Raw genomic sequence first — 20582 nt, 5'->3', positions numbered from 1 at the left:
TGATGCGCCATTGCGCATGTCACCGGGAACAGTCAATATTATGAGCAATACAGACAATCGCTGCCGTCTCGTCCTTGTCGCGCCTGATATCGCGGATGTGGAAGTCTGCACACAGGCGATCAGCGATGCGCTGCGTGGCGGTGATGTGGCTTCCGTCATCCTGCCGCAATACGGACTTGACGATCAGGCCTTTCAGAAACATGCCGAGGCTCTGGTTCCGGTCATCCAGCATGCCGGCGCTGCAGCACTGCTTGCCGGAGACACACGGGTTGCCGGACGGGCCAGGGCAGACGGCATTCATGTCACCGGCAATGCGCAGGTTCTAGCCGAAACCATGGAAAAGTTTTCGCCCAAGCTGATCGTCGGTGGCGGCAACGCGACGGACAGGCACCATGCGCTGGAAATGGGCGAGATTCGTCCCGATTATGTGTTCTTCGGCAAGATCGACGGCGATATCAAGCCGGAGGCGCATCCGAAAAACATCGCTCTCGGGGAATGGTGGGCTTCGATGATCGAAATTCCCTGCATCGTCATGGGGGGAACCGATCCTCAATCGGTTCTCGACATCGCCAACAGCGGCGCTGAATTTGCAGCCCTTCGTCTTGCCGTCTTTTCCGAACCGTCTCAGGCGGCGGCGATTGTCGCACAGGTCAATGCCTTGCTTGACGAAAAAGCGCCACGGTTTGAAGATTAAGACATCTCCATGTTCAATCGCCCCTCCGTGCCGCGGATACTGACTTCGTTTTTGCTGGCCTGTGCCGCTGCTCCCGGCGCTGCTGACAGGCTTGCCGCTCAGGATGCCTTGCCGGGCGTAAGCGTGCAGGCACCGGCTGGAGACGACGGCGGGTTGCCTGCCGAAAAACGCGGGCGCATCACACCCTTTAACGGAGCGATCCTGCCGGACGACAAGGTGCCGACGCTGAAGACGCCGGAGGACGCTGAAAGGCTGGATTCAGGCAAGCTTGCGCCGTCAAACCGCGCCAGCATATTTGACAGGATGGGAGCCGATCTGCCCGCATTGCCTGAGGAAAAGCCCTTCAAAGGCAAGCCTGACGATGCGTTTGGGGCGTATCAGCGTGGTTTTTATCTGACGGCACTGGAGCTTGCTCTTCCGCGTGCGCAACTTGGCGATGCTGCAGCTCAGACCCTTGTCGCAGAGCTATTCTCGCAAGGTCTGGGCGTTGCCCGAAACAACAAGGATGCTGCCTTCTGGTACGGTCAGGCGGCCAATGCCGGCGATCCCAATGCCATGTTCAAATATTCTCTTCTTTTGATGGAAGGCCGCGATGTTCAGCGCGATCGGAAGAAATCGGAAGAGATGATGAAGAAGGCCGCCGATCTGGGCAACCCGTCGGCACAGTTCAACTATGGCCAGTTGCTGGTTGCCGATATGCCCGGCGAAAAAGGATTGAAGGCGGCGCTGCCCTATTATGAAAAATCGGCCGAACAAGGGATAGCCGACGCGCAGTATGCGCTCTCGCAGATTTACCTCAATGTCGACGGTATCGATGAGAGCAAGCGTGAGAAAGCCCGCAACTGGCTGCTGCGTGCCGCACGGTCCGGTTTTGACACCGCCCAGCTCGATCTCGGCATCTGGCTTGTGGATGGGATCGGCGGCGACAGAAACCTGGAGGAGGGATTCAAGTGGATGCGGCGGGCTGCCGAGGGCGGCAATGTCGTTGCGCAGAACAAGCTGGCTCACCTGTATGTCAATGCCATCGGCACCCGGCCCGATCCCGTTGCAGCTGCGAAATGGTACGTCTTGTCGCGCCGGGCGGGATTGAAGGATCCGGTTATCGAGGATTTCTACCTTGGTCTGACCGACGAGCAGCAAAAGGCTGCCGTTGGCGCGGCCAACAAGCACCGGCGGACCTGAGCGGGTTTGACCGCGAGACTTGAACTTTGTGGGGTTTTGTGGTCTTGAAGCGCCGGCTTGGCTGGCCATCTGGGTGGCCGGATATGTTTAGGACATGCTTCCCATGAAAATCAGCGGCAGCGAAATTCGCCCCGGCAGCGTTATCGAGCACAATGGCGGTCTGTGGGCAGCTGTGAAAAGCGTAACGGTCAAGCCCGGAAAGGGCGGGGCTTTCAACCAGGTCGAACTCAAGAATCTGATCGACGGGACAAAGCTCAACGAGCGCTTCCGCTCTTCCGAAACTGTGGAACTCGTCACGCTCGAACTCAAGGATTTTCAATTTCTCTATGAGGAGGGCGATGCCCTGATCTTCATGGATGTGGAAAGCTACGAGCAACTCGAACTGCAGAAGGATTTTGTCGGCGACCGCGCGACCTTTCTCAAGGACGGCATGATGGTTTCCGTAAAACTGTATGACGAGCGGCCGATCGGTATTAATCTGCCCGATCAGGTGGTGTTGACCATTGCTGAGGCTGACCCGGTTGTCAAAGGCCAGACTGCGACATCCTCCTACAAGCCTGCGGTTCTTGAAAATGGCGTGCGGATTCTGGTGCCGCCCTTTGTGGCCGTTGGCGAGCGCATTCTGGTCGATACCAATGAAATCACCTATCTTCGCCGCGCGGACTGATCCGCAGCGGCATATTAATTTTCCGGTCTTTGCGGGCCGGGCCTGTTCGAAGGAAAGCCAAGATGGCACGTTCAGCTCTTCTCAATGTCATGGTGCAGGCTGCATTCAAGGCTGGCAAAGCCCTGGCGCGGGATTTCGGTGAAGTGCAGAACCTCCAGGTGTCGCTGAAGGGCCCGGGTGACTATGTTTCGCAGGCAGACCGCAAGGCTGAAAAGCTGCTGCGCGAGGAACTGCTGAAGGCGCGTCCGACCTATGGTTTCCTCGGTGAGGAAGGCGATGAAATCATCGGCACCGACGGCGCCCATCGCTGGATCGTCGATCCGCTCGACGGGACCACGAATTTCCTGCATGGCATACCGCATTTCGCGATCTCGGTCGCGCTCGAACGGCAGGGCGAGGTGGTTGCCGCCGTCGTGCTCAATCCGGCGACGGACGAATTGTATACGGCCGAGCGCGGCGGCGGCGCCTTCCTCAACGACCGTCGCCTGCGTGTTGCAGCCCGCAAGAGCCTGTCGGACGCCGTCATCGGCACAGGTACACCGCATCTGGGCGTCGGCAATCACGGCACCTACCTCGTGGAACTGCGCCATGTGATGGGCGAGGTCGCCGGCGTTCGGCGTATGGGCGCTGCGTCGCTCGATCTCGCCTATGTTGCGGCCGGCCGGTTCGACGGCTTCTGGGAGCGCGGCCTGATGCCGTGGGATCTTGCTGCCGGCATCCTGTTGATTCGCGAGGCCGGCGGCTGGGTTGCCGATATCGATGGTGGCAACAAACCGATGGACGACGGCTCGATCGTTGCCGGCAACGAATATATCCGCAAGGCGCTCCATGACGTGCTGCACCGCCCCTTGCCCGGAAAGTAAGTGAAGGTCGCGCCGGGGCGCCGGTGCATGCTGTTGATGTTGCCCGTTGTTTCCCCTTCAATTTGGCACAAACTTCCTCTAGTCTCCGGCGGCATTGAAACGCCCGTGACTATGGGCACCAACGCGCCTTGAAAACCGGAGACTGACCCTATGGCGAAACTGGAACTGTCGGGATGGAAAACCGGCGGAACGTTGGAAGAGGGTTATAATCCCAACAAGCTGACCAGCCCGATGGTGTTTTTCTGGACGATGGTCATTTTTCTGATCATTGTCGGATTTGTGGGTGCGATCCTCTTCCGTCAGGCACAGACCGCGTTTCTCAGCAATCCAGGCCTGAACGGGCTCATTGTCGGTGTGCTTCTGATCGGGGCGTTGCTGGTTTTCAATCATGTGCTCGCATTGCGACCGGAAGTTCGCTGGTTCAATTCGTTCCGTGCGGCTGGAAGCGCCGAGAAGGTCGGCCGGGACCCGGTGCTGCTGGCGCCGATGCGCGCCCTGATCGGGCAGCGTCATTCCATGGCGATCTCGACGACGGCCCTGCGGTCGATCCTTGATTCGATTGCAACGCGTCTGGACGAATCCCGCGACACCTCGCGCTACCTGATCGGCCTTCTGGTCTTTCTCGGTCTGCTCGGCACGTTCTGGGGCCTGCTCGGTACGATCGGTTCGATCAACACGGTCATCCAGTCGCTGGATGCCGGAACGGGAAGCACGCAGGATGTGCTCGCCGCCCTGAAGCAGGGGCTTTCCGCACCTCTGGCCGGTATGGGAACGGCATTTTCCACATCGCTTTTCGGTCTGTCCGGATCGCTGATCCTGGGCTTTCTCGACCTTCAGGCCGGGCGGGCGCAGAATCGCTTCTATACCGAACTGGAAAACTGGCTTTCTTCCGTCACGGATGTCGGCTCCGATAACCCCGTCACGGCCGGATCGTCCGTCGCGGGACCTGGCGACGAGTTGCGTTTGCTGACGGAGCAACTTGCCCGCATCAATCAGGACGGCGGCATGAATCAGCGCACCACAGCGGCGATGGCGAGCCTTGCCGAGGGAATCCAGGGCCTGGTCAAGAATATGCGCGGCGAGCAGCAGATGTTGCGCGACTGGATCGAGGCTCAACAGGAAGAGGCGAAATCCATGCGCAAGACGCTGGACAAGCTTGCCGCTCGGATCGGGCATATGGACAGAGAAAGCGCTATCCCCGACAAGCAACCGAGACTTGCGCGCGTCGATGACGCTGCGGGGGAATAGGCGATGGCGCTTGCACGCAGGGGCCGCAGCCAGAGAACGATCGACTACTGGCCCGGATTCGTCGATGCCCTCTCGACCTTGCTGCTGTCGATCATGTTTCTGCTGTGCGTTTTTGTTCTGGCCCAATTCCTGCTGAGCCGGGAAATCAGCGGCAAGGATGATGTCCTCAACCGGCTCAACAGCCAGATCAACGAGTTGACGCAGCTTCTGGCGCTTGAAAAGGGCGGAAAGCAGGATCTCGAGGATTCTTTGGCCAATCTGCAGGCTTCCCTGGCAACCTCCGAGGGGGAGCGATCGCGTCTTCAGGTCTTGCTGGATCAGGGAGCCGGGAGTTCAGACACGGCCGACCGCAAGATCGGCGACCTGACGGGGCAGCTAGAGACCGAAAAGCAGGTCAATGCCCGGGCGATGAACCAGGTCGAACTGCTCAACCAGCAAATCTCGGCTCTGCGAAGCCAGATTGCAGCCATCGAGAGCGCACTTCAGGCTTCCGAAGCCAAGGACGAGTCCTCTCAGACGAAGATCGCCGATCTCGGTCGACGCCTCAATGTCGCCCTGGCGCAGCGCGTGCAGGAGCTCAATCGCTATCGCTCGGATTTCTTTGGTCGGCTGCGGGAGATTCTCTCCGACCGCGAGAATATCCGGATTGTTGGAGACCGGTTCGTCTTCCAGTCCGAAGTTCTCTTTCCCTCCGGCGGTAACGAACTGAACCCGAAGGGGCAGGAGGAGATGGGCAAGCTTGCCGCGGCGCTCCTCGACCTTGCCAAGGAAATCCCCTCCGAGATCAACTGGGTTCTGCGCGTCGATGGGCATACGGACAATGTGCCTTTGTCCGGCACGGGCCGTTATGTCGATAACTGGGAGCTATCCTCTGCCCGCGCCACCTCGGTCGTGAAGTTCCTGATCTCGCAGGGCGTACCGGCCGACAGGCTCGTCGCCGCAGGCTTTGGCGAGTTTCAACCGATCGCCCAGGACGACAGCCCAGAGGCACGATCACAGAACCGCCGGATCGAGCTCAAGCTGACTGAAAAATAGCCTGTGGCTATAACGTCCTGAATGCCGCCGCTTGGCAATATAGAAGCTGCGAGGGCTCCCCGCCAAGGCGGAGAGCCTTGCAGCGTCAATCCATCTGCACGTTGGCGTTCTTCACCACCGGTCCCCATTTGGCCAGTTCCGCCTTTACATGGGCGGCCAGTTCTTCCGGTGTCGAGGCGACGATGGAGGCGCTGAAGCCTTTCATCTTTTCGGCGACTTCAGGATCAGCCAGGGCTTTTTTTGCTGCGGCGTTCAGCCGGTCGATCGCTTCCTTCGGCGTGCCTGCCGGGGCAAACAAGGCATTCCAGGTGTAGGTTTCGTAGCCGGGAATGGTTTCCGCGATGGTCGGCACGTCCGGGAACGAGGCTGCGCGCTCCTTGGTGGTTACCGCGAGTGCCCGCAATGTGCCTGATTTCATATGGCCGGACGCTGAGGGCAGGTTGTCGAACATGATCGGAACCTGGTTGCCGATGACATCGTTGAGCGCCGGACCCGCCCCCTTGTAGGGCACATGCTGCATGCTGACACCGGCAAGGTTTTTGAACAGTTCGCCGGACAGATGCAATGGCGTGCCATTGCCTGATGAGGCATAGGAATATTGCTCGGGTGCCGCCTTGAGGAGCGCAACAAGGTCCGCCACATTCTTTGCCGGAAGCTCAGGGTTGACGATAAGCACATTGGGCACGAGCACCAGCAAGGAAACGGGTGCGAAATCCTTCTCGGGATCGTAGGGTTTGGTCTTGAGAATGAGCGGGTTGAGCGCATGCGTGGCGACCGTGCCCATCAGGATCGTGTATCCGTCCGGTTCGGCGCGTGCCACACGGTCGGCTCCGAGATTGCCGCCGGCGCCGGCGACATTTTCCACCACCACCTGCTGGCCGAGATCATCCGCCATCTTTTGTCCGATGATGCGGGCAACCACATCCGTCGAGCCGCCCGCTGCAAACGGAACGACGAGGGTCACCGCCCGATCCGGGAACGTCTGCGCCCCCGCCTGCGTGCCGATTGCCAGTGCGGACACTGCGGCAAAAGCGGCGACCAGTGCTGTCCGTCGCTTCAAAAGGGACAATGCCATTCTTTTCTCCTCCCAGGATGTACCGATTGCGGTCATGGCCTCCTGCCATTCCCCTGATGAAGAATAGCGCGGCGCGGGAGAAGGGCAACCTTCGGACGTGTGACGGCGGACTTTAGCCGAGATTGACGATATTGCCGGTGTCCGGGCTCTCATGGTTGAATTGTAGCCGGGCCAGCTTGGCATAGAGACCGCCTTGCCGTACCAACCCGGCATGGGTGCCTTCTTCGATGATTTTGCCCTGGTCCATGACAAGAATACGATCAGCCTTCAGGACGGTCGCGAGGCGGTGGGCGATAACCAGTGTCGTGCGCGCGCGCATCAGGCCGTCCAGCGCCGCCTGCACCAGCGTTTCGCTTTCTGCATCGAGCGCCGACGTCGCCTCGTCGAGCAGCAGGATCGGCGCGTCCTTCAGGATGGCGCGGGCGATGGCGATGCGCTGGCGCTGGCCGCCGGACAGTGTGATACCCCGTTCTCCGACTTGGGTGTCGTAGCCTTCGTCAAGCCTTGCGATGAATTCGTCCGCCTGGGCGGCAATGGCTGCGGCGCGGATGGCCTCCCGGGTCGCCCTCGGCATGCCGAAGGCGATATTGTCATGGATGGAGGCGGCAAAGATCGTGACGTCTTGAGGTACGATTGCCAGACGGTCGCGCAGGGCGGCTGGATCGATGGCGCTGATATCTATGTCATCAACGAGAATCGCCCCCTTCACCGGATCGTAGAAGCGCAGGAGCAGAGAGAAAACCGTACTTTTGCCGGCGCCGGACGGACCGACGATGGCGACGGTCTCGCCGGGTTTGATGGTAAAGGTCAGGCCCCTGACGCTTTTGTAACCGGGGCGGGAGGGATAGGCGAAATGGACATCGTCGAAGCGCACGGCGCCCAAGGGCGGCTGTGGCATGGGATTGGACTGCGCCGGAGCGGTGATCTCAGGTCGTTCGGCCAGCAGTTCGCTCAAACGTTCGGCGGCGCCGGCAGCTTGCGACAACTCCCCCCAGACTTCGGAAAGGGCGCCGAGGCTTCCTGCGGCAAAAACGGAGTAGAGCAGGAACTGGCCCAGCGTTCCGGCGGACAGAGTGCCAGACAAGACGCCCTGCGCGCCGAACCAGAGCACCGCCACGACGCTGCCGAAAATCATGGTGATGGCGAAGGCAGTGAGGATCGAGCGGGCCTTGATCGCCGCGCGGGCGGCTCCATAGGCGCTTTCCACCGCATGGCCGTACCGCGCCTGTGCCGCTCCTTCCCCGTTGAACGCCTGCACGGTGCGGATCGCCGAAATTGCCTCGCCGGCATAGGCGGATGCGGTTGCCAGCGTATCCTGCGCTTCACGCGAACGGCGGCGCACCGAGCGTCCGAAACCCACCAACGGGAAGACGATCACGGGGATGGCGATGAGCACCAGGCTCGACAGTCTGGGGCTTGTGTAAACCATCATACCGATCGCGCCCAGACACAGGATGATGTTACGAAGGGCGACAGAGGCCGTCGCTCCGACAGCTGACTTGATCTGCGTCGTATCGGCCGTCAGCCGCGAGACGATTTCGCCGGACTGGTTGACGTCGAAAAAGGAAGGCGAAAGGCGGGTCACGTGATCGAAGACATCGCGGCGGAGATCCGAGACGATGCGTTCGCCAAGCGTGATAACGAAGTAATAGCGTGCGGCGCTTGCCAGCGCGAGCACGATGGCCAGAACCATCAGCATGGAGAAGTAGGTGTTGATAAACCCGGAATCGGACACGGAAAATCCATGGTCGATCATCCGGCGCACCGCCATCGGCAAGGTCAGGGTCGTCACCGCGGCGGCGACAAGCGAGACACCAGCTCCGATGACGAGCGTGCGATAGCGCCTTACATAGGGCAGCAGCTTGACCAGCGGCCGGACGCTTTTGCGGCCCGACGGTTGAACGACCTCATTCGACACATTACCTCCAATACCGAAGAAGCGGCGAAAGCCGCACAAGTCTTCTCCGGCGGTACTTGTTATCCCGGTGACCATCATGTATAGGCACGGCATCAAATTGGGAAGCCGTGGTCCTTCCGTGGTCTGCGGCTTCATTTACGTGTTCGGTCCCCATGCCGCAATGGCCCTCGAACGGCTTGCGACAATTGGACCCTGGAACTTGCAGGAAGAGTGTTATGAAGGCTGATATCCATCCCGCTTACCACATGATCAATGTCGTCATGACCGATGGCACCGAATACCAGACACGTTCGACCTGGGGTTCGGAAGGCCAGACCATGAACCTTGAAATCGATCCGAAGTCGCACCCGGCCTGGACCGGCGGCAACCAGCAGATGCTGGACCGCGGCGGCCGCGTTTCCAAGTTCAAGAAGCGCTTCGAAGGTCTCGGCCTCTAAGCTTCTGCCGCTTGCATACGAGTTTGGAAAAGCCCGGTTTGTCCGGGCTTTTTTGCGTTCTGCATTGACGGATTTTTCTAGCCCCGCAGTTGAACGAGTGTCGGCGGCCAGCCGCAATTGCATGAAACCATGCAAAAACCCGGCGAGAATTACCTGCCGGGTTCCATAATTAGACGCTGCGCGTTCGCGATCAGTTCGTTCCGAATGCCGTCTGCAACAGATTAAGTTGGGCCTTGACGCCGTTCTGGTTGTCCGGAGTGAAGTTCTGGGCTTCCTGGGGACGATAGATTTCGCGGTCGAGCAGGGCAACGCGGTTTTGCAGGCGCAACGAGCGTTCGATCAGATCCCGGAAACCTTCCGGCAGATCTTGCCATCCGGGCGCCGCGCGATCAACATTGAAGCTGTCGAGACGCACCTTGTTCTTTTCGGACAGGACCTGTTCGCGGTTCATCTCGCCGTTGTTTACCGCGCGCTGCAAAAGCAGCCATGACGCCATCTGCATCAGGCGGGTGGTGAGACGCATGGATTCGGCAGCGTAAAGCACCGAGGCCATCCGTGGCAAAACCTTCGAGGCTGCGCGACCGGGGCCGTCCAGATAGCTTGCGGTTTCCTCGACCAGACCCATGCCTTCGGCGTAGAGCGCCTTGAACTGCGCTGAAGACGCAGCGTGGCCTGCGAAGCTCACAGTATTCAATCCGCGTTCGGACATGATCTGATTTCCCTGGTTAAACGCATCGACTCGGACAGGTAACGAACTGGTTAACAGAAAGTTTCGCGCCGGTTCGTTCTATAGTTCGAACATGATCCTATAGCCCATTTCACGCAAGCGCATTCTTAAGAAAGGGTTAATCTCCACAAGTCTTTGCAGCGCGGAAAAAAAAGATAAAAAAAGAGCCGCAAAAGCGGCTCTCAAGGTAAAACAGGGAGAAAAATCAGACCGTTCACCAGAGGGGAACGTCCGAGTCCAGAGCGATCCGGATGGCGTGACAATAACAAGTAATGCTTAATGAACAGTTAACCGGAAGCGATTTGGCTGCACGAACTGTATCTTCCCGGTGCTCCGCCACTGCAGTAAACTTCGGTAAAAAACGAAGCTCACGGCAGTTGTCTTGCTTTCCGACGACGTCCCGATGATTCGAGACGTCGGGAGCGACAGCTTTATCTGCAAAGGGAACGACAGGTCAGAGCCTCCTTCACGCCGTTTTGCTCTCGTCCTTTGCATCTGGCTCTTCTTCGAAGGGTGCGGCGCGGGGCGACATCTGCAGGCTTTCCGGGGTCACGGTGCCGGGATAATTGGTGGAATAGGTTTCGCGTTCCGCAGCCGGCACGGCGGCGCGCATCCGGCTTCGGAAGATCGCGTAAATCGTTATCATGACGTGGGCGCAGGCCGTGATCATGAACAGGCCGTAAGGGCCGGTCACGGTCATGATCGGGCCGCCGATCGTGGGGCCGATGATCGTGCCGATGCCGTAGAGGAGCAGCAGGCCGCCGGAAATCTTGACGAAGTCTTCCGGCGCCGCAAAGTCGTTGGCATGCGAAACGGCAATCGGGTAAAGGGCGTTCGCCGTCGCGCCATAGATGCCGACAAGGGCGATGAGAAGTACGACACCCGTCGGCTCAAGCAGGAAAACCAGCGACCCGGCAATGGCTGCAACGGCCGCCAGGGCGGCAAGGACATAGCGCCGGTCGATCCTGTCGGAGAGTCGGCCCGCCGGGAACTGCATGACCGCCCCGGCAAAGATCGTCGTGCTCATCATCAGCGCCACGTTGCTGTCGGTCAGACCGACCTGGCGGCCGAAGACGGCTCCCAACGTGCCATAGGCACCGTTGGCGATGCCGACAAGAAGAATGCCGAGGAACGAAATCGGCGATGTGCGGTAGAGTGCCGGCAGGTCGAGGCGAACCTGCTTGAGGGGTTGTGGCAGAGCGGCAGTCGACAGCAGGGTTGGCAGCATGGCCAGGCAGTAGACGATGCCGCAGATCATGAAGAACAGGGAGGTTCCCGTATCGCCGAAGGGAATCATCAACTGGCCTCCAACAACACCCATCAGCGTGATGGCGATATAGAGCGAGAAAATCGCGCCGCGGCTTTCGTTGGTGGCGCGTTCGTTCAGCCAGCTTTCGATGATCATCGACGTGCCGGCCGTCGAAAAACCGGTGAAGGCGCGTAGCGCTACCCACCAGATCGGATCAACCAGAATGCCGGTCAAAAGCGCGATGATCGCCAGCAACGAGGCAAAGCAGCTGAAGGCGCGGACATGGCCGGCACGCTTGACGATGGTCGGTGCGAGCAGGCAGCCGAGCACGAAGCCGCTCGCCCAGGAAGTACCCAGTAACCCGAGCAGTGTCGTGGAATAACCCTCAGTCGTGCCGCGCACAGGTAGAAGCAGGCTGTGCAACCCGTTTCCCAAAAAGAGAAACAACGTCCCAAGCAGAAGGGCGGTAACGGGAAGCAGATTTTTTGTCATGGGAATTCCGCGGTGTCCGGCTGCGTTGAAAAGGTAGAACGGTGCCTTCGCAATTGCCAGCCGGAAATTTCAAAGGGTGATGGCGTTGCAAAATCTGTGGCAAGAGCCTAGCCCTGATCCTGCGGGAAAGTGGCAGGTCTATGACAGGCCGGGCTTTTGCCGGTTTGTTTTGCAGAAGCAGGAATATCCATGTCGAAAGCGTTAACGATCCTGCTGCTTTTGGCGATGGTCGTCCAGCTTCTGAAGCCGCTCAACCTTCCGGGCTTGCGGCACAGACGTGATTTCTGGAAGATCGCGGTTTTCGCGATCGCCGTGATGATGGTCACGGTTCTGGTTCGGCCTTAGTTTCGAAAGCTGGAGTGCCCAAAAAGAAAGCCCGGTCGCTTGCGCGAGCCGGGCCGTCCTCCCCCAAAATAATCTGTAAAATCAAGCGGCCTTCTCGAGTTCCTTCTTCCAGCCGCCGGTGGCGGCGAGGCTGCACATTCTGGCGCGATGGCTGAAGGCGCGCTGGCCGGCAGCGACATTTTCCGACTTGCCGCCCCATGCATTGAGTGCCTCGGTCTGAAGCGCGCGGCCGTAGGAGAAGGTCATGCCCCAGGGAAGATCGTAGCCGGCCTTCATTGCCGAAAGATGCGCGGTGGCCTCTTCTGTGGATTGACCGCCGGAAAGGAAGGCGATGCCGGGAACGGCTGACGGAACGGTGCGCTTCAGGACGCGGACGGTCCGCTCGGCGACTTCGGCGATGCTTGCCTTGCGGGCATGTTTGCCGTCGATCACCATGCTCGGCTTCAGGATGATACCTTCCAGGCTGACGCGGGCGTCGTTCAGTTCATCGAAGACGATGCGCAGCGTTTCCGCAGTCACTGTCTCCGACCGTTCGATCGAGTGGTCGCCAGGCGTACCGTCCATCAGGACTTCCGGTTCGACGATCGGTACGATGCCGGCGTCCTGGCAGAGGGCCGCATAGCGGGCGAGTGCCTGGGCATTGGCCTTGACGGAGCCGTAGCTCGGAAGAACGTCCGACACCGCGATGACGCCCCGCCACTTGGCAAAGCGCGCGCCAGCGTCGTAATAGGTTTTCAGACGGCCAGCCAGACCGTCCAGGCCTTCGGTCACGGTTTCGCCCGGGAAATTGACCATCGGTTTGGCGCCGGCATCGACCTTGATGCCGGAAACGGCGCCGGCAGCGCGGATGATGTCCACCAATGGGGTGCCGTCGGCGGCCTTCTGAAACAGGGTTTCTTCGTATAGGATGACCCCGGAAATGCAGGATTTCATGGCGTCGTCGGCGCGAAACAGCATTTCGCGATAGTCGCGGCGTGACGTTTCCGTCGAAGCGAGGCCGATCGTGTCGAAGCGCTTGCCGATGGTCGCAGTCGATTCGTCCGCTGCCAGCAACCCCTTGCCGGTGGCCATCATTCCTGCTGCAATATCTTCCAGTCTTTCGCTCATCGGCGTTCTCCTCTGTTGATCCCGTGGATCGCCGATACCAGAAGAACAGTGGAAGGAAAATGGCGGTTAAATTACTTTAAACGATTGAAATAAATTTAATCGTTTGAAATGTTGGGATTATTTCAGCGAAGTCCAAATCGGAGAAGGCCCCGACAGTCGTCGAAGCCTTCGGAAATGCGACGGGAAAATGGAAACCTACAGTTTCTGGTGAAGGATATCGACGCCGGGGAGCGGCTTGCCTTCCATCCATTCAAGAAATGCACCTCCAGCCGTTGAGACATAGCTCAGGTCATCGGCAACCTCGGCGTGGTTCATGGCGGAAACCGTATCGCCGCCGCCGGCAACAGAGACCAACGCGCCGCTCTTTGTTCGTGCCGCCGCATGTTTGGCGACTGCCACCGTCGCCTTGTCGAAGGGGGCGATCTCAAAGGCGCCGAGCGGACCGTTCCAAACCAGCGTATGCGCCTTGCTGACCCAGTCGTTCACGGCAGCGATCGATTTCGGGCCGACGTCGAGCACCATCGCATCGGCGGGGATCGCTTCGATATCGACCACCTCGTTGTCTGCCCCTGCCTTGAACTCGCGGGCAACGACGCCGTCGACAGGGAGAACGATGGCGCAACCGGCTGAGGCGGCCTCGGTCATGATCTGTCTTGCGGTCTCGGCAAGATCATGCTCGCAGAGCGACTTGCCGACATTGGTGCCGCGTGCGGCGATAAAGGTATTGGCCATGCCGCCGCCGATGACCAAGGCATCGACCTTTTGGACAAGATTCATCAAAAGATCGATCTTGGTCGAAACCTTGGCGCCGCCGACGATGGCGACGACCGGGCGTTTCGGGTTGCCGAGCCCCTTTTCCAAGGCTTCCAGTTCGGCCTGCATCGTGCGGCCGGCATAGGCGGGGAGAAGTCGCGCAAGTCCCTCCGTCGATGCATGGGCGCGATGGGCTGCGGAAAAGGCGTCGTTGACATAAATGTCGCCGTTGGCAGCCAGCGCCTTGGTAAACTCCGGATCGTTCTTTTCCTCACCCTTGTGAAAACGGGTGTTTTCAAGAAGCAGCACGTCGCCATCGTTCATGCCTGCAATGGCGCTGGCCGCCTTTTCGCCGATGCAGTCGGAAGCGAAATGAACCCGCTGGTCAAGAATATCCTCGACTGCGGGAGCGATCAGCGACAGAGACATGTCGGCAACCGGCTCACCCTTGGGGCGCCCGAAATGCGCCAGTAGAATGACCTTTGCGCCCTTCTCCGAAAGCTCGCGGATTGTCGGCAAGACGCGTTCGATGCGGGTCGCGTCGGTCACCTTGCCATCCTTGACCGGAACGTTGAGATCGACACGCACGAGCACGCGCTTGCCGGCGATATCAGTCAGGTCGTCGAGGGTCTTGAATGTCATGAACGGTCTCCGGTCACAGTCTCTGGAAAAGGGTGGGGTAATCCATCACCAGCCCGTCCTCGTCCACCGGCAGTTCAGCGGCAAAAGACCGGTCGTCAGCCTCGTAGCGGTACAGTTTCGATTCCGTCAGGCATGTATAGTGCTGGCGGTCGAGACAGGGCTCGAACGTATCGAAAGGCACATAGAGCATGGAGAGCTTGACGGTGCCGTCTTCTGGCGTCAGTCCAAGGCGGCGGACAGGCAATGTGTTGGTAAAAGGACTGCCTGCCAAATCGATGTCGATGCAGCCGTCGAAGGCGGGGAGCGGCAGGCCGGCTTCATCGGTCCAGTGGCCCCTGCCATCGGAGGTCAGTCCCAGCCGCAGGCCGTCCGTGGTCTGAATGTCGAGAGACAGCACGGTCCAGTGCTCGTCGCAATCGATCTGGTAGTGGATGCCATAGGGGCGGCCACCGCGCTCGCCGATCACAACGCTGGAGGCGCAGATGCCGCCGCCTTCGATGTGACCGAGCGTCAGATGCTCGAGCCCCACCCCTTCGAGCGGACGCCAGCGCACCGTCTTAAAGGGGAGGGCTCTGAACATCGGCTTAGATCAGCTTTGCCATCGCAACGGCCGTGTCGGCCATGCGGTTGGAGAAGCCCCATTCATTGTCGTACCAGGAGAGAATACGCACGAAATTGCCTTCGAGAACCTTGGTCTGGTCGTTGGCGAAGATCGAGGAATGACTGTCATGGTTGAAGTCGCGCGAAACCAGCGGCTCGTCGGTGTAGCCGAGGATGCCCTTGAGCGCGCCGTCAGCGGCCGCCTTGATGGCGCCGTTGATTTCGGCAACTGTCGTGTCGCGCTTGGCAACGAACTTGAAGTCGACGACCGAAACGTTCGGGGTGGGAACGCGGATCGAGGTGCCGTCAAGCTTGCCCTTGAGGTGCGGCAGCACGAGGCCGACGGCCTTGGCGGCGCCGGTCGAGGTCGGGATCATCGACAGGGCGGCTGCGCGGGCGCGGTAGAGGTCCTTGTGCATGGTGTCGAGCGTCGGCTGGTCGCCGGTGTAGGAATGGATCGTCGTCATGAAGCCATGATCGATGCCGACGACGTCATCCAGGGTCTTGACGACCGGCACCAGGCAATTGGTCGTGCAGGATGCGTTGGAGATGACCAGGTGTTCCTTGGTCAGTTCGGTGTGGTTGACACCGAAGACGACGGTGAGGTCAGCGCCATCGGCGGGTGCCGAAACGATGACGCGCTTGGCGCCCGCCTGAAGGTGCAGGGCAGCCTTGTCGCGCGAGGTGAAGATGCCGGTGCATTCAAGCGCGATATCGACGCCCATTTCGCCATGCGGCAGGGTTGCCGGGTCCTTGATGGCCGTTACCTTGATCGGCTTGCCGCCGGCAACGATGATGGTGTCGCCTTCGACCTGGACCGTGGCCGGGAACTTGCCATGGATCGAATCGTAGCGCAGCAGATGCGCATTGGTCTCGACCGGGCCGAGGTCGTTGATGGCGACGACCTCGATGTCCGTGCGGCCGGATTCAACGATGGCGCGCAGGACGTTGCGGCCGATGCGGCCAAAGCCGTTAATGGCGACTTTCACTGTCATTTCAGGTCTCTCCCTGTCAAAAAGGTCTTGATGGTGAATGGGGCGCGTCAGTCAAGCCGCGCCCGTTTATAAGTCAGGCAAGCTTTTTTTCGGCAGCCGCAACGATTGCCTCCACGGTGATGCCGAAATGCTTGTAGAGATCCTTGGCCGGGCCCGAGGCGCCGAAGGAGCTCATGCCGACAAAGTCGCCTTCGTTGCCGATGAAGTAATCCCAGCCCTGGCGGACGGCCGCTTCTGCGGCGATCTTGACGGGGGCGTCGCCGATGACCGACTTGCGATAATCGTCCGGCTGTTCGGCAAAAAGCTCGAAGCAAGGAACCGAAACGACACGGGTTGCGATGCCCTTGCCGTTCAGCTCTTCGGCTGCCTTGACCGCAAGTTCAACTTCCGAACCTGAGGCGAAGAGCGAGACCTTGGCATTGTCGGCGGAGCGCAATTCGTAGGCACCTTTGGCGCAGAGATTTTCGGCTGCATAGTCGAGACGCGACGGCGCAAGGTTCTGGCGGGTCAGCGCCAGGCCGGACGGGCGATGCTGTTCGTGCAGCGCCAGCTGCCAGCATTCCGCCGTTTCGACCGCATCGGCCGGGCGGAACATCAAGAGGTTCGGGATGGCGCGGAGCGCCGCCATGTGCTCGACCGGTTCGTGCGTCGGGCCGTCTTCGCCGACGCCGATCGAATCATGGGTCAGAACATGGATGACGCGGATGCCCATCAGGGCGGCAAGACGGATCGACGGACGGCAATAGTCCGAGAAGATCATGAAGCCGCCGGAATAGGGGATCAGGCCGCCGTGCAGCGAGATCCCGTTCATGGCAGCGGCCATGCCGTGTTCGCGGATGCCCCAGTGCACGTAGCGGCCGGCGAAATCGGTCGGGGTGATCGATTTCATCTGGCTGGTCTTGGTGTTGTTGGACGGCGTCAGATCGGCCGATCCGCCCAGCGTTTCGGGCAGGGTGCCGTTGATCACTTCCAGCGCATCTTCCGATGCCTTGCGGGTTGCGATCGCCGGCGGGCTGCCGGCCAGCTTCTTCTTGTAGGTGTCGATGGCGCCATCGAGATCCTCCGGCAGTTCGCCGGCGAAACGACGCACGAACTCGGACTTCTTCGTTGCTTCCGCGGCGGCCAGTCGGGCATCCCAGGCCTTGTTTTCCTCCACCGAGCGGGTGCCGGCGGCACGCCAGGCGTCGAGCACGTCGGCCGGGATTTCAAAGGCCGGGGCTTCCCAGTTCAGTGCCTTGCGGGTCGCGGCGATTTCTTCGGCGCCCAGCGGCGAGCCGTGCACCTTGTGGGTGCCGGCCTTGTTCGGTGCGCCGAAACCGATCGTCGTTTTGCAGGCGATGAAGGTCGGGCGGTCGGACTTATGCGCGGCTTCGATGGCGGCGGCAATCTCATCCGGATTGTGACCATCGACGCGGATGGTATTCCAGTGAACGGCCTGGAAGCGGGCGATCTGATCGGTCGAATCCGACAGCGAGACGGCGCCGTCGATGGTGATGTTGTTGTCGTCCCAGAAGAGAACCAGCTTGTTCAGTTTCAGGTGGCCGGCGAGCGCAATGGCTTCGTGGCTGATGCCTTCCATCAGGCAGCCGTCGCCGCAAAGAACGTAGGTATGATGATCCTGCAAGTCGGAACCGAACTCTTCGGCAAGCTTACGCTCGGCAATCGCCATGCCGACGGCATTGGCGATCCCCTGGCCGAGCGGACCCGTGGTCGTCTCGATGCCTGTGGCGTGACCATATTCCGGATGGCCGGCGGTCTTCGAACCGAGCTGGCGGAACTGCTTGATGTCCTCGATGCTCATGTCCTCGTAGCCTGTGAGGTAGAGCAGAGAGTAGATGAGCATCGAACCATGGCCTGCCGACAGCACGAAACGATCGCGGTCCGCCCAGAGCGGCGCCTTCGGGTTGAATTTCAGGTAACGGGAGAATAGCACCGTTGCCACGTCGGCGGCACCCATGGGCAGTCCCGGGTGGCCCGAATTGGCCTTTTCGACGGCATCCATGGAAAGGAAACGGATTGCATTTGCCATCCGGTCGTGTTTTTCGCGAGAGATCATGACTGTTCCGCTTGAGTTCGGTGGACAGGGAACGGTCTCTATCCTCCAAAGACCGTATAGGAAGCGGCTGACACATAGCACCTGCTTTCATGGAGTCAATGAAAACGGCTGTTCCGGACCTTCCGACAGTTGCTTTTCCTGTCGCTTCAGGCGGGACGGTTCTTCAGCCAAAACTTGTGAGAATCGTTTTAAATGCCAGTGATCCACAGCTTCTGCGAAGCGGGGCCCCGCCTGCCGTTGTGAAGCCGTGGGGAATAGGTCTAAGACTGTGACAGGCTTGAAATGCAATGGCCGGGCTGCGATTCGCCTGCCTGGCGCCTACCGGGAAGACGTGAATGGCGGCGGGTAAGACAGTCAGGGAAGCACTGGAAGAGCTGCGCAACGCGGTTGGCAGCCTTGATAATGCCATCGACGGGCGGTTCGACCGGGAGCGTGACCGCAGCGAGATCGAGGGCGAGGTTCGCAAGATCAACACCGACCGCTCCCGTCTGGCGCAGGAACTCGACCAGTCGCAGTTCCGGGCCAACCGCCTGGAGGAGGTCAACCGGGAAGTCTCGCGCCGTCTGGTCACGGCGATGGAAACGATAAGGGCAGTGCTGGACCGCTGAAACGGTTCGCTTGCGGGCAGGTGACGCTATGGCGCAGGTAACGGTAAACATCGACGGCAAGGCCTATCGCATGGCCTGCGAGGAAGGGCAGCAGGGTCATCTGACGGATCTCGCCAGCCGCTTCGACCAGTATGTCAGCCATCTGAAATCCCAGTTCGGCGAAATCGGCGATCTGCGCCTCACCGTGATGGCCGGCATCATGGTCATGGACGAGCTGAGCGAGGTGAACCGCAAACTGACAAGCCTGCAGACGGAAGCCGACACTCTCAGGCAGAGCCGGGATTCCAGTGCAGCCGATCAGCAGAAAAATGAGGAAGCCCTCGTCTCGGTGATTTCCGACGTGACCAACCAGATACAGGCCATCGCCACCAAACTCGGCGGCAAGCCGGCCCCTACGGCCAACTGAATGTCAGAAGTTTGACGCAGCCACTGGCGCAAGTCGCCGACGCACTCTATATTGTTCATGCGGTCTGCGCTTCCCGACAGGAACCACAATCCCTGGGGCCATACTCGATCCAACGGGAGCTGTCCCTGGCCAGGCTCGTGGGCCTGGACATATGGCGCCCACCTACGTTTGTAGGCACCCAGGATCGTAAAAAATCCATCGGTTGCGTGGATCGCACCTTCGTATTCTTCGGACCTATGGCGCGATCGGCGTGCGAAATGCATCTCTGATCGCATTTGACATTGCTTCGACGATGCGCCCGTTCCTGCGCCCCAGCCTTGTTTTCAGAACCACATTCGAGAAATCGATAATATCATATCCATCCGCAGCCGTCAGTTCGCGGCAACCCGCCGGAATGTTGCTGCGCGTCATCGGAGCAATCGCAAGACCTGAACTCACTGCGGCGCTCAGCCCGTTGCTGGTCAGGCTGCTATAGGCAATCCGGCTTTGAATTCCGCGACGTTCCAGAACCTTCAATGCCAGCGCATCGCACCAGCCGCCCTTCAGATAGGTGTAGGTGGCGATCGGAACCGGGAAGCGCTCATGCACCCGGTGTTGGTCCGACGTGACCCAGACGGTGGGGTCCACCGTCAACACCTCACTGGTCGTCGGTCCTCCAGGTTCGAAGACAACCGCGATGTCGATCTCGCCAGCTTCCAGCGCTGCCAGATTGGACACGGAGACGCCTTGCAGCACGCTGACTTCCACGCCCGGATGAACCGTCACGAAGGCTCCCAGCGCCTTTGGCAGGGCCGAACCCATATATTCCTCCGAAATGCCGATTCTGATTGCACCGTCCAGCGCAGGCTGGCGGATAGTGACTGCCGTGTCGTCCAGCAAGGCGACAATCCGGCGGGCGTTGTCGATGAGGCGCAATCCGTGGCGCGTCATACTGACGCCGCGCGATCCCCGATCAAACAAATGCTCGCCGAGAAGATCCTCTAGTTTGCGGATCTGCATGCTGACGGCCGATTGAGTTCGCCCCACGGTTTCGCCGGCCCTGGTGAAATTGCCATGGTCGGCAACGGCGATAAACGTTCGCAGAAGGTCGCTATCGAGAGGTGCGGTCATTTTGTCATCAGATTTTCGAATGACAGCCATTGTTTCAATTCGTTGGATTGATGTCAATCTTTGACCGACACTCGGCGACCTCCTGTCGGATCCGACCATGCAACACAAAAGATCGATCGCCACGTTTCCCGCTTTATATCTGAAGCGAATGCTGTCTTGGGCTGAGGAGCGGCGCTTGCGGCGGCTCGTTGCACGCGATCTCAGGAACCTGCGTCTGCGCAAAAATGTGCATCTTATTGACGATATCGGGATTGATGCTCGATCTGAGCCGGTCCATTGCTTCGAACGCAATCGGGACAGATTTTGGATGTTATGAAATCAATCTTCCTTTCCTGCTCAAGCTATCGCTTCTCAGGCTGGGTCTTCCTTATCG

The 20582-nt window shown here is 59.8% G+C and carries 20 protein-coding genes and 1 other RNA gene; 11 read left to right on the top strand and 10 right to left on the bottom strand.

Translation table 11 applies throughout. The annotated features are described in order from the left end of the window. Positions 1-40: 40 nt before the first annotated feature. The 6 genes from PY308_RS17180 to PY308_RS17155 all read left to right on the top strand — a co-directional run bounded on the left by PY308_RS17180 (position 41) and on the right by PY308_RS17155 (position 5689). On the top strand, positions 41-694 hold the full coding sequence (locus PY308_RS17180) for a thiamine phosphate synthase (RefSeq protein WP_275784995.1): 654 nt from the start codon (positions 41-43) through the stop codon (positions 692-694). Between the two features lie 9 nt (positions 695-703). After that, positions 704-1876 carry a tetratricopeptide repeat protein gene (locus PY308_RS17175; RefSeq protein ID WP_275784994.1) on the top strand — a complete coding sequence of 391 codons (1173 nt, stop codon included), beginning with the start codon at positions 704-706 and terminating at the stop codon, positions 1874-1876. 103 nt (positions 1877-1979) lie between these two features. Beyond that, positions 1980-2543 carry an elongation factor P gene (gene efp / locus PY308_RS17170; RefSeq protein WP_275784991.1) on the top strand — a complete coding sequence of 188 codons (564 nt, stop codon included), beginning with the start codon at positions 1980-1982 and terminating at the stop codon, positions 2541-2543. 62 nt (positions 2544-2605) lie between these two features. Then, positions 2606-3406, top strand: a complete 801-nt coding sequence (locus PY308_RS17165) for an inositol monophosphatase family protein (RefSeq protein WP_275784990.1) — start codon at positions 2606-2608, stop codon at positions 3404-3406. 150 nt (positions 3407-3556) lie between these two features. Then, the gene (locus PY308_RS17160; RefSeq protein ID WP_275784989.1) at positions 3557-4654 is read left to right on the top strand and encodes a MotA/TolQ/ExbB proton channel family protein; all 1098 of its coding nucleotides are present in this window, start codon (positions 3557-3559) and stop codon (positions 4652-4654) included. Positions 4655-4657: 3 nt separating this feature from the next. Further along, on the top strand, positions 4658-5689 hold the full coding sequence (locus PY308_RS17155; protein WP_275784985.1) for a peptidoglycan -binding protein: 1032 nt from the start codon (positions 4658-4660) through the stop codon (positions 5687-5689). 85 nt (positions 5690-5774) lie between these two features. On the opposite strand, the gene PY308_RS17150 is transcribed toward PY308_RS17155, so the two are convergent. Next, positions 5775-6764, bottom strand: a complete 990-nt coding sequence (locus tag PY308_RS17150) for a Bug family tripartite tricarboxylate transporter substrate binding protein (RefSeq protein ID WP_275784982.1) — start codon at positions 6762-6764, stop codon at positions 5775-5777. Between the two features lie 112 nt (positions 6765-6876). Further along, complete coding sequence (locus PY308_RS17145; protein WP_434064265.1) at positions 6877-8625, bottom strand: ABC transporter transmembrane domain-containing protein; 1749 nt, start codon at positions 8623-8625, stop codon at positions 6877-6879. A 272-nt stretch (positions 8626-8897) separates the two neighbouring features. On the opposite strand from PY308_RS17145, the gene rpmE reads away from it, so the two are divergent. Next, positions 8898-9119 (top strand): 50S ribosomal protein L31, encoded by a 222-nt coding sequence (gene rpmE, locus PY308_RS17140; RefSeq protein WP_275784977.1) that lies wholly within the window; start codon positions 8898-8900, stop codon positions 9117-9119. A 190-nt stretch (positions 9120-9309) separates the two neighbouring features. Here rpmE and rcdA read toward each other — a convergent pair whose 3' ends face one another. Beyond that, complete coding sequence (gene rcdA / locus PY308_RS17135; RefSeq protein ID WP_275784974.1) at positions 9310-9828, bottom strand: protease adaptor protein RcdA; 519 nt, start codon at positions 9826-9828, stop codon at positions 9310-9312. A gap of 484 nt (positions 9829-10312) precedes the next feature. Beyond that, positions 10313-11587 (bottom strand): MFS transporter, encoded by a 1275-nt coding sequence (locus PY308_RS17130; protein ID WP_275784941.1) that lies wholly within the window; start codon positions 11585-11587, stop codon positions 10313-10315. A 189-nt stretch (positions 11588-11776) separates the two neighbouring features. Between PY308_RS17130 and PY308_RS17125 the strand changes: the two genes are divergently transcribed. After that, complete coding sequence (locus PY308_RS17125) at positions 11777-11932, top strand: hypothetical protein (RefSeq protein ID WP_275784939.1); 156 nt, start codon at positions 11777-11779, stop codon at positions 11930-11932. 81 nt (positions 11933-12013) lie between these two features. On the opposite strand, the gene PY308_RS17120 is transcribed toward PY308_RS17125, so the two are convergent. The 5 genes from PY308_RS17120 to tkt form a co-directional block, all read right to left on the bottom strand. Next, a complete protein-coding gene (locus tag PY308_RS17120) occupies positions 12014-13039 on the bottom strand; it encodes a class I fructose-bisphosphate aldolase (protein WP_275784938.1) in 1026 nt (341 codons plus the stop codon). 195 nt (positions 13040-13234) lie between these two features. Beyond that, a complete protein-coding gene (locus PY308_RS17115) occupies positions 13235-14434 on the bottom strand; it encodes a phosphoglycerate kinase (protein WP_275784936.1) in 1200 nt (399 codons plus the stop codon). 13 nt (positions 14435-14447) lie between these two features. After that, positions 14448-15014 carry a putative glycolipid-binding domain-containing protein gene (locus PY308_RS17110; RefSeq protein ID WP_275784934.1) on the bottom strand — a complete coding sequence of 189 codons (567 nt, stop codon included), beginning with the start codon at positions 15012-15014 and terminating at the stop codon, positions 14448-14450. Between the two features lie 4 nt (positions 15015-15018). Then, positions 15019-16029, bottom strand: coding sequence for a type I glyceraldehyde-3-phosphate dehydrogenase (gene gap, locus PY308_RS17105; RefSeq protein ID WP_275784932.1), 1011 nt, complete (start codon positions 16027-16029; stop codon positions 15019-15021). Between the two features lie 73 nt (positions 16030-16102). Next, the gene (gene tkt / locus PY308_RS17100; protein WP_275784929.1) at positions 16103-18085 is read right to left on the bottom strand and encodes a transketolase; all 1983 of its coding nucleotides are present in this window, start codon (positions 18083-18085) and stop codon (positions 16103-16105) included. A gap of 335 nt (positions 18086-18420) precedes the next feature. Between tkt and PY308_RS17095 the strand changes: the two genes are divergently transcribed. From PY308_RS17095 to ssrS, 3 genes are all read left to right on the top strand, one after another. Continuing rightward, positions 18421-18693, top strand: a complete 273-nt coding sequence (locus PY308_RS17095) for a DUF4164 domain-containing protein (RefSeq protein WP_275784928.1) — start codon at positions 18421-18423, stop codon at positions 18691-18693. 28 nt (positions 18694-18721) lie between these two features. Beyond that, positions 18722-19099, top strand: coding sequence for a cell division protein ZapA (locus PY308_RS17090; RefSeq protein WP_275784927.1), 378 nt, complete (start codon positions 18722-18724; stop codon positions 19097-19099). A gap of 58 nt (positions 19100-19157) precedes the next feature. After that, positions 19158-19316: non-coding RNA, 6S RNA (ssrS, locus tag PY308_RS17085), on the top strand. A gap of 17 nt (positions 19317-19333) precedes the next feature. On the opposite strand, the gene PY308_RS17080 is transcribed toward ssrS, so the two are convergent. Further along, positions 19334-20239, bottom strand: a complete 906-nt coding sequence (locus PY308_RS17080; protein ID WP_275784925.1) for a LysR family transcriptional regulator — start codon at positions 20237-20239, stop codon at positions 19334-19336. Between the last annotated feature and the right edge of the window lie 343 nt (positions 20240-20582).

This window comes from Pararhizobium gei (assembly GCF_029223885.1).
GTDB lineage: Bacteria > Pseudomonadota > Alphaproteobacteria > Rhizobiales > Rhizobiaceae > Pararhizobium > Pararhizobium gei.
Note: the sequence above shows the minus strand (reverse complement) of the source record. Positions and strands in the feature narration are given on the sequence as shown.